Below are 13,795 nucleotides of genomic sequence, written 5' to 3'. Positions count from 1 at the left end.
TTAGAGTACAAAGGTCTTAAAAAGTTCTATAGCTTTAAAACTTATTTTTTCAAAAGTTGAATTTTTATCAAATTGTATTAAAATGTTGAATTTTCTTCTAAAAAAGATAGAAAAGCCCTAGTTTTGCAGCAATTTTATAAGAAAATCTTAATTCGCTCAATATTAAAAGGGTGAATATATTTTATTTTACCTTTGAACCTTAAATATTGAGTATAGCATGCAACTGTACAATACCTTAAGTGCCAAAGAAAGAGCAACGTTAATTGAAAAAGCTGGCAAACAGCGATTAACCTTGTCTTTCTATGCTTATTCCAAAATTGGAAACCCTAGTTTATTTAGAAATCATTTATTTGTGCTTTGGAACGAACAAGATGTTTTAGGGCGTATTTATGTTGCTCATGAGGGTATAAATGCTCAGTTATCTGTACCTGCAGATAACTTCAATGATTTTAAAGAGAAATTAGATCAAATACCTTTTTTAAAAAATGTGAGATTGAATATTGCAGTTGAGCAAGATAATATGTCATTTTTAAAACTAAAGGTAAAGGTTCGTGATAAAATTGTAGCTGATGGATTAAATGATGCATCTTTTGATGTTACCAATATAGGAGTGCATTTGAAGGCAAAAGAGTTTAACAAGTTGTTGGCAGATCCAAATACAATTTGTGTTGATATGCGAAATCATTACGAAAGTGAAATAGGTCATTTTGAAGGAGCAATTACTCCTGATGTCGATACATTTAGAGATTCTTTAGATGTTATTGAAGAAGATTTAAGAGACCATAAAGAAGATAAAAATTTATTAATGTACTGTACTGGTGGTATTCGTTGTGAAAAAGCCAGTGCCTATTACAAACATAAAGGGTTTAAGAATGTATTTCAATTAGAAGGTGGAATTATAGAGTATGTACGTCAAGTAAATGAAGAAAAACTCGAAAATAAATTTGTAGGCAAAAATTTTGTATTTGATCATCGTAGGGCTGAAAAAATTTCTGATGATGTAATTGCCAACTGTCATCAATGTGGTAAGCCTTGCGATACTCATGTAAATTGTAAAAATGAAGCATGTCATTTGTTATTTATACAATGTGATGCGTGCAAAGAAAAAATGGAAGGTTGTTGTTCAGAAAAATGTCAAGAAATTTATAATTTGCCTTATGAAGAGCAAAAAGCCTTAAGAAAAGGAACACATAATAGTAATAAAATATTTAAAAAAGGAAGGTCAGAAGTATTAAAGTTTAAAAAATAGGTTATGCAGAAAATTGAATTAATGGCTCCGGCCGGAAATTTTGAATCTTTACAAGCTGCAATAGATAATGGTGCAGATTCTGTTTACTTTGGTGTAGAACAATTAAATATGCGTGCAAGAGCATCTATAAATTTTACTTTAGATGATTTGCCTGAAATTTCTAAAAGATGTAGTGCTAAAGGTATTCGCACTTATCTAACATTAAATACCATTATTTATGATCATGATTTATCTATTGTAAAAACACTTATTAACAAAGCTAAAGAAGCAAATATTACCGCAATAATTGCTATGGATCAGGCGGTTATCGCTATGGCTAGGAGTGTTGGAATGGAGGTGCATATTTCAACACAAATTAATGTTACTAATTTAGAAACAGTTAAGTTTTATGCATTATTTGCAGATACAATTGTATTGAGTAGAGAATTGAGTTTGCGTCAAGTTAAAAAAATTACTGAACAGATTGAGAAAGAGCAAATTAAAGGCCCGTCAGGACGATTAATTGAAATTGAAATATTTGGACATGGAGCACTATGTATGGCGGTTTCTGGAAAATGTTATATGAGTTTACACTCACACAATTCAAGTGCGAATAGGGGAGCTTGTAAACAAAATTGTAGAAAAAAATATACTGTTATAGATCAAGAAACAGGTGTTGAAATGGAGTTGGATAATGAATATATTATGTCTCCGAAAGATTTATGTACAATAGATTTTTTAGATCAAGTTGTAGATGCAGGAATAAAAGTTCTAAAAATTGAAGGTAGAGGTAGAGCTCCAGAATATGTAGCTAAAGTAATAAAATGTTACAGAGATGCTATTGATAGTATTCAAGAGGGTACTTATGATAAAGAGAAAGTAACTGGTTGGATGAAAGAATTGGGTAAGGTATACAATAGAGGTTTTTGGAGTGGATATTATCTAGGACAAAAATTAGGAGAGTGGAGTAATGGTTCTGGATCACACGCTACTCAGAAAAAGGTGTATGTAGGAAAAGGCATGCATTATTTCCCTAAAGCAACTATTGGAGAATTTAAAATAGAAGCTTACGATATTAAAGTAGGTGATACCATTTTAGTTACAGGTCCAACTACAGGAGCAAAAGAAATGGAAATAAAAGAGATGTATGTTAATGATAAAAAAGGAGAAGTTGCTACTAAAGGAGATTCTGTAACTATACCTTTAGAGTTTAGAATTCGTTCTTCTGATAAGCTTTATAAAATAGTTGCAACAGAATATGCTCAAGCTTAATGTTGTAATTATAGTATTCTTTTTTAATTATTTTTAGGAATTTATTAAGTTATGGTAATAATCACACTTCAAAGGGCGAAATGTATAGGGTGTAATTATTGTGTGGAATTGGCTCCTTTACAGTTTCAAATGTCTAAAAAAGATGGAAAATCAGTGTTGTTACACAGTCAAGAAAAAAAAGGATTCTTTACGCTAAAATCTCCTGACGATGCCATTTTTGAAGATAATCTAAAAGCAAAAGAAGCTTGCCCCGTTAAGATTATTTCAGTAAAACAAATCTAGAATTTTATAGGTAATTATTAGGGCGATTTTAATGGTGTGTTGTTTGTTTTTAAGAATAACACCTATTTATTGTGTAAAAAATGAGTTAAAGCACCGAAAATAGCGATTACAATTATAATTGTAAGTCCAACAACCCATACTTTTTTATAGTATATTTTATGAAGTTTTAGGTCTTTTCTATAACTCCAAACTATAAAAATAACAAAAGCTATAGCGAATAAAATTCCAAAAACGACTTGACCTTTACTAAACATTTTTCTCTTATATTTATAAACACAAAAATAGAATAATAATGCAAGATAAAATAAAAGCAGTAGAAGAATTTCATAAAGCGTTTGGTTTGGGTATTAAGGATAAGCCTGTGGCGAATCTATCACATTCAAAAATAAAATTACGTTTCAATTTAATGGACGAAGAGAATAAAGAATATTTAGCTGCAGCTCAAGCTAATGATTTAGTTGAAGTAGCTGATGCCTTAGGAGATATGTTATATATCTTATGTGGTACAATTATAGAACATGGTATGCAACATAAAATAGAAGAGGTTTTTAATGAAATTCAGCGTAGCAATATGAGTAAATTAGGTGAAGATGGAAATCCTATTTACCGTGAAGATGGCAAAGTGTTAAAAGGACCTAATTACTTTAAACCTAATATAGGTAAAATTTTGGATAAAAAAGAGTATTAAATTTATATACAAAAAAAGGCAAAACTTTGTGCTGTAAAGAGTTGCCTTTTTTTTATTAATTTTGTTAATGGTTATTTTACCAAATACCTCCAACCAAATTTATCTTCAGCTCTGTTGTATTGAATGTCGGTAATTCGTTTCTTAAATCTTGAAGCGTAACTGTTTTCAATTTCAGGCAATTCGTAATTTTCACCTTTATGACCAAATAATGAAATTGGAGAAACTACAGCAGCTGTACCAGCACCAAACATTTCTTTTAAGGTACCATTTTTAGAAGCTTCTACTAGTTCAGTAACTGTAAATTTTCTTACTTCAACAGGTATATTTTCGTCTTTGGCGATGTCTAAAATACTTTTTCGCGTAACACCATCTAATATTCTATCACTCGTAGGACTAGTAATTAAAGTATCACCAATTCTAACGAAAATATTCATGGCTCCAGCCTCTTCAATATATTCGTGTGTATTGTCATCAGTCCAAATTACTTGATGGTATCCTTTTTTTACTGCAAGTTCAGTTGGATAAAATTGTCCTGCATAGTTACCACCAGCTTTTGCAAAACCAACACCACCATTAGCTGATCGTGAATATTTTTCTTCAATTAATACTTTTACATTTCCTGAAAAATAAGGTCCAGAAGGTGCACATGCTATAATAAATTTATATTCATCTGCAGGTGATGCATGAAACCCAACTCCAGTAGCAAAAATAAAAGGTCTTATATATAACGAGCTTCCTGGTGTTTGCGGAATCCATTCTTTATCAATTTTTAATAAAGTTTCTAAACCTTCCATAAAATAGTTCTTAGGAAATGCAGGCATTGCAAGCCTTTCTGAAGAAATGTTAATACGTTTTTGATTTTCTAAGGGTCTAAATAACCAAATCTGATCTTGATCATCTTTATAGGCTTTCATTCCTTCAAAAACAGATTGTCCATAATGAAAAATCTTGGCAGCAGGGTCTAAACTGATGTTTTGATAGGGAATAATTTGTGGCGTTTGCCATTTTCCATCTTTATAATCACAAACAAACATGTGATCAGAAAAAGTTTGACCAAAAGGTAAATTATTAAAATCGATTTGAGAAAGTTTGGAGTTCTTGGTTTTCTCTACCTTTAAATTTATCGAAGTTCCTGTACTCATAATGCTTAATTTAGTTAACAAAAATAGCCATTCTTAGTGAAAATTAACTTTAAAACTATATTTTTGTGTAAAAAATAAATTCATTATGCGAAAATTAATAATCTTAACTTGTTTTTTAGCATTTATTGCTTGTAAAGAAGAAAAGAAAGAGGTAGACAATAAAGAGCAATCAGAAATTGCTTATGCTTCATTTGGTGAAAAAATAACCGATGAAAATGTTATTTCAAAAGAAGAGATGGCTGCTAAATTTGAAAATTTAAAGTCTGGAGATACGATAGCAGTTAAATTTGCCTCTAATATTAACGAAGTTTGTAAAAAGAAAGGATGTTGGATGAAGTTAGATTTAGGTAATGATAAAGAATCTATGGTTCGCTTTACAGATTATGGTTTTTTTATGCCTTTAGATTCTGATAACAAAGAAGTGATTGTAGATGGTAGAGCTTATGTAACTGAAATTTCTGTAGAAGAATTACAACATTATGCTAAAGATGCTGGTAAATCAGAAGAAGAAATAGCTAAAATTACCGAACCTAAAATTACTTATGCATTTGAGGCTGATGGTGTTTTAATGAAACCTTAATCTAAATAATTGGTGTTCATTTTTATACTAAAATTGATAAAATAAACTTACTTTAATTACACTAAATGAGGATAAGACAATTGTTATTTTTATTAATTACTCTTTTTTTTCTGACGTCTTGTGCTAAATCAGAAAAGGCTGAAAAAGAAAATAAAGCTGAAGAAATGCAAATGTATGAGCCTTCAGAAATGGCATTGCTAATGCGTCAAATGTATGAGTTTAATAAAGTTACAAAAGCGAGAATTATTAATAAGGATAGTTTATTGTCGTTTCCTGAAGAATTTGTAAATATTCATAAAGCGGTATTGACAGATCCAGATGATCGTGATGTGGAGTTTGATAGCTTGGCAGTTGAGTTTATAAATTATCAAAAAGCCACATTTTCAACCACATCAGATTCAACAGCTTTTTATTTTAATCAATCCATAAATAGTTGTATACAGTGTCATCAAACAAGATGCACTGGTCCCATCCCAAAGATTAAAAAGCTATTGATAAATTAGTTTGGAAAGAGAAATTATTATAACTTCAGATGGTTCTACTACAATTCACCTTCCTGAATTGAATGAACAATATCATTCAAAGCATGGTGCAATACAAGAGGCTTATCATGTTTTTATAGAGAGAGGCTTAAAACAGTTTCATTCAGGTCAAAATATTTCTATTTTAGAAATAGGATTTGGTACTGGGTTAAATGCATTTATTACCTATTTAGAAACTAAAAAAAATAACTATAAAATAGATTATGTAGGTATAGAAGCCTATCCTGTTATTCAGGAAGAGATTAGTAAATTGAATTATATATCGGAATTAAATGCTGAAACCGATAAAACTATTTTTAATAAACTACATGAGCTTTCTTGGGAAAAGAAACATTATATTTCTGATTGTTTTACTCTGTATAAAAAACAACAGTTTTTTAGTGATATTGAAGATTTAACTACCTACAATCTAATTTATTTTGATGCTTTTGGAGCTAGAGTACAACCTGAGTTATGGACGGTGAAAATTTTTAGAAAAATGTATAATGCTTTAAAGCAAAATGGAATTTTGGTGACCTATTCTGCAAAAGGAAGTGTCAGAAGAGCCATGCAAGAGGTCGGTTTTAAAGTAGAAAGGTTGTCGGGGCCTCCTGGTAAAAGAGAGATGTTGCGGGCAATAAAATAATTAAGAATAGTAACTTGAAGATAGAGTTAGGGAGAAAAGTTTAAATTTTAAAAGAAAAATTAGCGTAAATAATTTAACCAAATGGAATTTATTTTAGGGTTACTTTTAGGCATTATAATATTAGGTGTAATTGTTCTAATTTTTAGCAACAGATTTACTAAAAATAAATCAGAGGAACAGTCTGTAGTACTATTAGAAAAAATAAGAAACGTTTCAAAAATGATAACCGTAGAGGGGGATTTTTCTGAAATAATGCATTTTGAAGACGTAAAAGGTGTGCTATTAAACTTAATAAGTAGTAAAAGAAAAGCTATTGTTCTTGCTAATGCCAAGGTAATGATAGGTTTTGATATGAAAAAAATAAAATTGCAATCCATTCCTGAAAAGAAAAAGTTAATTTTAGAACACTTTCCGGAACCAGAAATATTAAGTATTGAAACAGATATTCAGTACTATGATGTAAAACATGGATACTTTAATAAATTTGCGGCGTCTGATTTGAGTAATCTAAATAAAAAGGTAAGAATGAATATTGAGGAAAAAATTCCAGAAAGTGAATTGTTATCTTCGGCAACTTCAAAAGCACTAGATACTGTTAAAATTATTGAACAAATGGTTGGTACTTTTGGATGGAAATTGGATTATAATGGTCTTGAATTTAATGAAAAACCTAGAATAGAAGGAAGAAAATAGCACTATTTAATAAATGTAAAATGTGTTAACTGTCTAATATTCAGTTAAAAACGCTTTCTGTTGCTTGTTTTAACAAAACCTATGCCAACTTATAATAAGTGTTAAATTATATTTGTTAAATTTGTTTTTTTAAATCAGAGGCTTTTTTAAAAGCTATAATTTACTTTGAATTCAGAAATTATAATAAGTGGAATAATATAATTTATGTTAAAAAAAAATGATATGAAAAAAATAATTACGCTCAGTTTATTGTTATGCACATTTTTAATGGCTGCACAATCATCACCTGGTAAACACAGTATTAGGTTGTTAAATGTTAATACCAAAAATGCTGACTTTGGCTTGAATTTTTATGGAAAAGATAAAGTTATTTTTGCTTCTCCTACAGAAAAAGTTGCCATTGTTAGAAGAAACTGGGAAGGTAACGACCAGCCTTTTTTAGATTTATTTATTGGTGATATTGACAGTACAGGACAAATTATTAATAAACAAAGTTTACGTGGTGAAGTGAATAGAAAATATCACGAAGCTAGTGTAACATTCACTAAAGATTTAAAAACTGTTTATTTTTCAGGTAATAATTACGATGAAAAAGGTAAGGCTATTAAAGGAAGGAATGGTTTAAGCAACATTCAACTTTATAAAGCTGATGTAGAAAGTAATTATATATGGAGTAATGTTCAAAAATTAGAATTTAATAGTGACGATTTCTCAACAGGATTACCAACATTAGATAAAGAGGAGAAAAAATTATATTTTGTATCTGATAGACCTGGTTCTATTGGTAAAACTGATATTTGGGTAGTAGATATTTTACCAGATGGTACTTATAGTGAACCAAGAAATATGGGGAATAGAATTAATACCGAAGAGCGTGAAATGTTTCCTCATATAGATGATGACAACATGTTGTTTTTCTCTTCAAATGGACATGCAGGTTTTGGTAATTTGGATATTTTTGCTAGTAAAATTTATGATAATACCGTATCTGAACCAATAAATTTAGGCGAACCACTAAACAGTCCAAAAGATGATTTTGCTTATATCTTAAGAGACGAAACACAAGGTTATTTTTCTTCAAACAGAAAGGAAGGGAAAGGGGATGATGATATCTACTCTTTTAAAGTCGATGAAAAAATATACATTGAATGTTTACAAACTGTTAGAGGTGTTGTAAGAGATAGAGATACTAAAGAATTATTGCCTGGTGCTTTAGTGGCAATTTTAGATAGTGAAGGTAATCAATTACAGATAACCGCAGCTAGTGAAGATACTGCAGAGTATAGTTTTGATGTACCTTGTAATAGTGAATATACGATTGTAGGAACTAATGACGGGTATTTAAAATTAGAAAAAGAAGTGACTACAGTTAACGATCTTGATGCACCAGCTATAGTACAAAATTTAGATTTAGAGTCTGAATTTAAACTTATTGGTGACGAGGTATTGGTTAATATTAATGTTATCTATTTTGATTTTGATAAGCATAATATTCGCCCTGATGCTGCACTTGAGTTAGATAAAGTAATTGAGGTGATGAATAAATATCCAGATCTTAAAATTCATGCAACTTCTCATACAGATTCTAGAGGAACAAAATCATATAACCAGAAATTATCTGAACGTAGAGCAAAATCTACAGTAGAGTATATGATTGCTAAAGGAATTGCTCCAGAAAGATTAACTAGCGAAGGTTTAGGAGAATCTCAATTGGTTAATAAATGTTCTGACGGAGTTAAATGTTCTAAGGAGGAACACCAATTAAATAGACGTACAAACTTCTCTGTTGTAAAAGAAGAGGTTGAAGAAACCGTTATTGAATAATAGATAATAGAGAAAGAAAGTAATAGTGAAAAACCATCCCATTTTTGGGATGGTTTTTTTTTATAAAAAAATAGAATTACTAGTCGTTGAGTTTGTTTAATAGTAAATCAGTTGTTTGTTTAATCTAAAATGAGGCACTTTTACTGTTGTAAAAAAGAGTAATAATGTTAAATTAGTATTTCAGATAATAATTGTTAAATAAAAAGTAAAGGGCAAGATGATTTCAAAACCGTACTTTTGCGACAAAATATATTATGATACAATCTTTTGATGAATTTAAGATTTCAAAACAACTAAGTAATGCCTTAGACGATTTTGGGTTTATAACACCAACTCCTATACAATCTAAAGCGTTTTCAGTAATTGCTTCTGGTAAAAATGTTGTTGGTATTGCTCAAACAGGTACTGGAAAAACCTTGGCATATCTTTTACCAATTTTACAACAACTTAAATTTTCTAAAGAAAAGCATCCTCGTGTTCTTGTTTTAGTTCCTACTCGAGAACTGGTGGTTCAAGTTGCAGGTGAGATTAATAAATTCGGAAAATATCTTAATCATAGAGTTTTTGAAATATATGGTGGTACCAATATAAATGCTCAAAAAGCAATGCTAGAACAAGGGTGTGATATTATTGTGGCAACACCAGGAAGGTTGTATGATTTAGTATTGAGTAGAGCATTGACATTAAAAGCTGTTAAAAAGTTAGTGATTGATGAGGTTGATGTTATGCTCGATTTAGGGTTTCGCTTTCAGTTAACCAATTTATTTGATTTGTTACCTGCAAACCGACAGAATATTATGTTTTCGGCAACAATGACTGAAGATGTAGATGTATTGATTAATGATTTTTTTATTGCACCAGTTAAAATAACTATTGCTTTAAGTGGTACGCCATTAGATAATATAATGCAACGTTGTTATGCTGTTCCTAATTTTTATACAAAGGTAAATTTATTGGTTTCTCTTTTAAAAGATGTATCAACCTATAAAAAAGTATTAATATTCGTTTCAAATAAACGCAATGCAGATCGTTTATTTGAGTCATTAGACGAATTTTATAATAACGAACTGTGTGTAATACATTCTAACAAAACACAAAATTATAGATTGCGTTCCATGAAGCAATTTAATCAAGGAGACAATAGAATTTTAGTAACTACAGATGTAATGGCACGTGGTCTGGATTTAGATGAAATTTCGCATGTAATAAATTTTGATACTCCTAAATTTCCAGAAAATTATATGCATCGTATTGGTAGAACCGGACGAGCAGCACATAAAGGAGAAAGCCTTTTGTTTTATACAGAAAAGGAACATGATTATAAAAATGCCATTGAACATTTAATGGGAATTAAAATAAAGGAAGTTTCATTACCTGAAAATGTCGAAATATCTAAAAAATTAATACCCGAAGAGCAACCCAAAACTATTGAATCTAAAAATCAGATAAAAAAAAGAGACGAATCTTTAGGTTCAGGGTTTCATGAAAAATCTGATAAAAATAAAAAAGTTAATAAAGGAGGCTCTTATCAATATAAAATTGCTGCGAAATACAAGAAACCAAAAACTAGAGGAGATAAAAATTATAACAAACGGAATAAAAAGAAGTAATATTTTAAATTTTTTTTATCATAAATAAGAACCTTAAATTAGGTTAAAACGTTGATAATAAATACTCATCATTTTTAGACTAAATTTTTTTAAAAAAATTATTGCATTTATTGTTGTAAGAAATAGAAAAACATTTATATTTGCATCCTGAAAATTTAAAGAAAGAGAAACATTCCTCCTTAGCTCAGTTGGTTAGAGCATCTGACTGTTAATCAGAGGGTCCTTGGTTCGAGCCCAAGAGGGGGAGCAAAATAAAAAAAACCAACCGTTAGGTTGGTTTTTTTTTTGACTACATGTCGCTATTTGAGTATGCTACTTCGTTTTAGTTATAGCAACTGTTACTTCTAATTATGTCATAAGAGAAAGATATAGTTGTGGTTAGAGATACCTTTTTTATACTCAATTAATTCAAACTTAAAGTTCAAATATATCTCAATTACTTAGAATCTTTAATTTTTGTTAAATCTTATTGTTATCCATGGCTTCAATATTATTTTATATGCGTAAAAGTTGTATTTTTGTAGTTCATATTTTATATTTAAAAATTAATGGATAGGTTTTCATTCTTAAATGCAGCTCACACAGGTTTTATTGAAGATTTGTATCAGAAATATTTATCAAATCCTGATGCTGTAGAACCAAGTTGGAGAAGTTTTTTTCAAGGTTACGATCTTGCCAATACTGATTATAGTTTAGATGGCGAAACAAAAAACAATAATGTAGAATTTGAAGTTCCAGAATTAGTTCAAAAGGAATTTCAGGTTATAGAATTAATAAACGGTTACCGTTCTAGAGGACATTTGTTTACAAAAACAAATCCAGTACGTGAGCGTAGAAAATATACACCTACGTTAGCCTTAGAGAATTTTGGACTGTCAGAAAATGATTTAGATACTATATTTGATGCAGGTAAAATTTTAGGTATTGGTAATGCCTCTTTAAGAGATATTATTAAACATCTTGAAGCTATTTATTGTGACTCTATTGGGGTTGAATATATGTATATTCGTAAACCAGAAGAAATTAAGTGGTGGCAAGATAAGTTAAATGTAAATGATAACTATCCAAAATACGATGTTGAAAAGAAAAAATATATTCTTTCAAAATTAAATCAATCTGTTACTTTTGAACAGTTTTTACAAACGAAATATGTAGGGCAAAAACGTTTTTCTTTAGAAGGAGGAGAAGCTCTTATTCCTGCTATTAGTAATATGCTTTATCAGGCTGTTAATGAATATCAGTTAGAAGAATGTGTTTTAGGGATGGCTCATAGAGGTCGTTTAAATACGCTTACAAATATTTTTAGAAAGCCGGTAAGAGAATTATTTAGCGAATTTGAGGGTAAAGATTTTGAAGATGATACTATTGATGGTGATGTAAAATACCATATGGGTTTAACGTTGAATAAAACTTATCAAAATGGTAAAGAGATAAAAATGAACTTGGTTCCAAATCCATCTCATTTAGAAACAGTTGATGCGGTAGCTGAGGGAATTGTTAGAGCCAAAATAGACAGAAAATATAATGGAGATTCCTCTAAAATATTACCAATTTTAGTTCATGGAGATGCAGCAATTGCTGGTCAAGGTATTGTTTATGAAGTTATTCAAATGGCTAAGTTAAATGGCTATAAAACTGGAGGAACTATTCATATTGTTGTAAATAATCAGATTGGTTTTACTACTAATTATTTAGATGCAAGATCTAGTACTTATTGTACAGATGTTGGTAAAGTAACTTTGTCTCCGGTGTTGCATGTAAATGCAGACGATGCTGAAGCTGTAGTGCATGCTACAGAATTGGCATTGGCGTTCAGAATGAAGTTTAAACGTGATGTTTTTATCGATTTACTTGGATATAGAAAATATGGTCATAATGAAGGCGATGAACCTCGTTTTACGCAACCAAAATTATATAAAACGATAGCCAAACATAGAAATCCTAAAGAAATTTATGTTGCTAAATTATTAGAAGAAAAAACTGTAGATCAGGCTTATGTAGATAAAATACATAACGAGTATAAATCATTCCTTGAAAGTGAATATTTAAAATCTAAGGACGACACAAGTTCAGTAGTAAAGCCTTTTATGGAAAGTACTTGGCAAGGTTTTGTTAAAGCAGATTCTAATGAAATGTTAAAACCTGTTAACACTAAATATTCCATTAAAAATTTAAAAGGTATTGCTGATGTAGTATCACATGTACCCGAAGGAGCTAATTTTGTTAGAAAAGCTATTCGTATTTTAAATGACAGAGCTAAGATGATAGAAGCAGATACATTAGATTGGGGTATGGCAGAAACCTTAGCTTATGGCTCTCTATTAGAAGAAGGTTTTAATGTTAGAATTTCAGGTCAAGATGTTGAGCGTGGTACTTTTAGTCATAGACATGCTATTTTACGTGATGAAGTAACAGAAGAACGCATAAATTTACTAAATAGCAATCCGAATAATAAGGGTAAGATGACCATTTATAATTCATTGTTATCGGAGTATGGAGTATTAGGCTTTGATTATGGTTATGCTATGGCTAACCCAAATACATTAACCATATGGGAGGCACAATTTGGTGATTTTAGTAATGGTGCTCAAATTATATTTGACCAATACATGTCAGCAGCCGAAGATAAGTGGAAACTCCAAAATGGTATCGTTGTATTATTACCACATGGTTACGAAGGGCAAGGTTCTGAACACTCTTCAGCTAGAATGGAACGTTACCTACAATTATGTGCAAATCATAATATGACTGTTGCGGATTGTACAACTCCAGCCAATTTTTATCATTTATTAAGGCGTCAAATGAAACGTAATTATAGAAAGCCTTTAATTGTTTTTACGCCTAAAAGTTTATTACGTCATCCAAAAGCAATATCAAAACTTAATGATTTAGCAAAAGGTGAATTTCAAACGGTAATTGATGATAATGTAGATAAAAAGAAAATTAAAAAAATAGTATTCTGTACAGGTAAATTTTATTATGATTTACTAGCTGCTCGTGAAGAATTAGCAAGAGAAGATGTTGCATTAATCAGAATAGAACAACTTTTTCCTTTAGATTTAGAAAAAATTCAAAGTATTATTAATCAGTATAAAAATGTTGAAAGATATGTTTGGGCTCAAGAAGAGCCTCAAAATATGGGAGCTTGGAGTTATATGTTACAACGTTTTACTTTGGTAAAATTAGAAGTTGCAAGTAGACCATTTTATGCTGTGCCTGCAGCAGGATCTAGTACTAGATTTAAAAGAAGACAGCAACGAGTTATAGATTCAGTTTTTGATAAATAAATATAAAATAATTAATAAATTC

12 protein-coding genes and 1 tRNA gene are annotated in these 13,795 nt (G+C 30.0%); 12 read left to right on the top strand and 1 reads right to left on the bottom strand.

Translation table 11 applies throughout. The annotated features are described in order from the left end of the window. The first annotated feature begins 217 nt into the window (after positions 1 to 217). From trhO to EGM88_RS03700, 4 genes are all read left to right on the top strand, one after another. Entirely contained in the window at positions 218 to 1,249 is a 1,032-nt protein-coding gene (gene trhO, locus EGM88_RS03720) for an oxygen-dependent tRNA uridine(34) hydroxylase TrhO (RefSeq protein WP_123896628.1), read from the top strand. Positions 1,250 to 1,252: 3 nt separating this feature from the next. Beyond that, positions 1,253 to 2,500: a peptidase U32 family protein gene (locus tag EGM88_RS03715; RefSeq protein ID WP_123896627.1), complete on the top strand. Its 1,248-nt coding sequence runs from the start codon at positions 1,253 to 1,255 to the stop codon at positions 2,498 to 2,500. A 51-nt stretch (positions 2,501 to 2,551) separates the two neighbouring features. Further along, positions 2,552 to 2,782 carry a ferredoxin gene (locus EGM88_RS03710; protein ID WP_123896626.1) on the top strand — a complete coding sequence of 77 codons (231 nt, stop codon included), beginning with the start codon at positions 2,552 to 2,554 and terminating at the stop codon, positions 2,780 to 2,782. Positions 2,783 to 3,074: 292 nt separating this feature from the next. Then, positions 3,075 to 3,470 carry a pyrophosphohydrolase domain-containing protein gene (locus EGM88_RS03700; RefSeq protein ID WP_123896624.1) on the top strand — a complete coding sequence of 132 codons (396 nt, stop codon included), beginning with the start codon at positions 3,075 to 3,077 and terminating at the stop codon, positions 3,468 to 3,470. 71 nt (positions 3,471 to 3,541) lie between these two features. Here the strand turns inward: EGM88_RS03700 and EGM88_RS03695 are convergent, their stop codons facing one another. Continuing rightward, a complete protein-coding gene (locus tag EGM88_RS03695; protein ID WP_123896623.1) occupies positions 3,542 to 4,612 on the bottom strand; it encodes a branched-chain amino acid aminotransferase in 1,071 nt (356 codons plus the stop codon). Positions 4,613 to 4,697: 85 nt separating this feature from the next. Between EGM88_RS03695 and EGM88_RS03690 the strand changes: the two genes are divergently transcribed. From EGM88_RS03690 to EGM88_RS03655, 8 genes are all read left to right on the top strand, one after another. Next, a complete protein-coding gene (locus EGM88_RS03690; RefSeq protein WP_123896622.1) occupies positions 4,698 to 5,192 on the top strand; it encodes a DUF4920 domain-containing protein in 495 nt (164 codons plus the stop codon). 65 nt (positions 5,193 to 5,257) lie between these two features. Beyond that, the gene (locus EGM88_RS03685) at positions 5,258 to 5,695 is read left to right on the top strand and encodes a hypothetical protein (RefSeq protein WP_123896621.1); all 438 of its coding nucleotides are present in this window, start codon (positions 5,258 to 5,260) and stop codon (positions 5,693 to 5,695) included. Between the two features lies 1 nt (position 5,696). Then, positions 5,697 to 6,359: a tRNA (5-methylaminomethyl-2-thiouridine)(34)-methyltransferase MnmD gene (gene mnmD, locus EGM88_RS03680; protein ID WP_123896620.1), complete on the top strand. Its 663-nt coding sequence runs from the start codon at positions 5,697 to 5,699 to the stop codon at positions 6,357 to 6,359. 81 nt (positions 6,360 to 6,440) lie between these two features. After that, positions 6,441 to 7,052, top strand: a complete 612-nt coding sequence (locus EGM88_RS03675; RefSeq protein ID WP_123896619.1) for a DUF4230 domain-containing protein — start codon at positions 6,441 to 6,443, stop codon at positions 7,050 to 7,052. Between the two features lie 222 nt (positions 7,053 to 7,274). Beyond that, positions 7,275 to 8,876: an OmpA family protein gene (locus EGM88_RS03670; RefSeq protein WP_162497538.1), complete on the top strand. Its 1,602-nt coding sequence runs from the start codon at positions 7,275 to 7,277 to the stop codon at positions 8,874 to 8,876. A gap of 257 nt (positions 8,877 to 9,133) precedes the next feature. After that, positions 9,134 to 10,486 carry a DEAD/DEAH box helicase gene (locus tag EGM88_RS03665; protein WP_123896660.1) on the top strand — a complete coding sequence of 451 codons (1,353 nt, stop codon included), beginning with the start codon at positions 9,134 to 9,136 and terminating at the stop codon, positions 10,484 to 10,486. 173 nt (positions 10,487 to 10,659) lie between these two features. Further along, positions 10,660 to 10,733, top strand: a tRNA-Asn gene (locus EGM88_RS03660). Positions 10,734 to 11,034: 301 nt separating this feature from the next. Further along, a complete protein-coding gene (locus tag EGM88_RS03655; RefSeq protein WP_123896617.1) occupies positions 11,035 to 13,773 on the top strand; it encodes a 2-oxoglutarate dehydrogenase E1 component in 2,739 nt (912 codons plus the stop codon). The last annotated feature ends 22 nt before the right edge of the window (positions 13,774 to 13,795 follow it).

Source organism: Aureibaculum marinum, assembly GCF_003813905.1.
Classification (GTDB): domain Bacteria; phylum Bacteroidota; class Bacteroidia; order Flavobacteriales; family Flavobacteriaceae; genus Aureibaculum; species Aureibaculum marinum.
This window is presented reverse-complemented; position numbering and strand designations above follow the sequence as displayed.

Coding starts and splice junctions, on each gene's coding strand:
- EGM88_RS03715 (WP_123896627.1), top strand. CDS start 1,253: ATGCAGAAAATTGAATTAATGGCTCCGGCCGGAAATTTTGAATCTTTA.
- trhO (WP_123896628.1), top strand. CDS start 218: ATGCAACTGTACAATACCTTAAGTGCCAAAGAAAGAGCAACGTTAATT.
- EGM88_RS03695 (WP_123896623.1), bottom strand. CDS start 4,612: ATGAGTACAGGAACTTCGATAAATTTAAAGGTAGAGAAAACCAAGAAC.
- EGM88_RS03690 (WP_123896622.1), top strand. CDS start 4,698: ATGCGAAAATTAATAATCTTAACTTGTTTTTTAGCATTTATTGCTTGT.
- EGM88_RS03700 (WP_123896624.1), top strand. CDS start 3,075: ATGCAAGATAAAATAAAAGCAGTAGAAGAATTTCATAAAGCGTTTGGT.
- EGM88_RS03670 (WP_162497538.1), top strand. CDS start 7,275: ATGAAAAAAATAATTACGCTCAGTTTATTGTTATGCACATTTTTAATG.
- EGM88_RS03675 (WP_123896619.1), top strand. CDS start 6,441: ATGGAATTTATTTTAGGGTTACTTTTAGGCATTATAATATTAGGTGTA.
- EGM88_RS03655 (WP_123896617.1), top strand. CDS start 11,035: ATGGATAGGTTTTCATTCTTAAATGCAGCTCACACAGGTTTTATTGAA.
- EGM88_RS03685 (WP_123896621.1), top strand. CDS start 5,258: ATGAGGATAAGACAATTGTTATTTTTATTAATTACTCTTTTTTTTCTG.
- EGM88_RS03710 (WP_123896626.1), top strand. CDS start 2,552: ATGGTAATAATCACACTTCAAAGGGCGAAATGTATAGGGTGTAATTAT.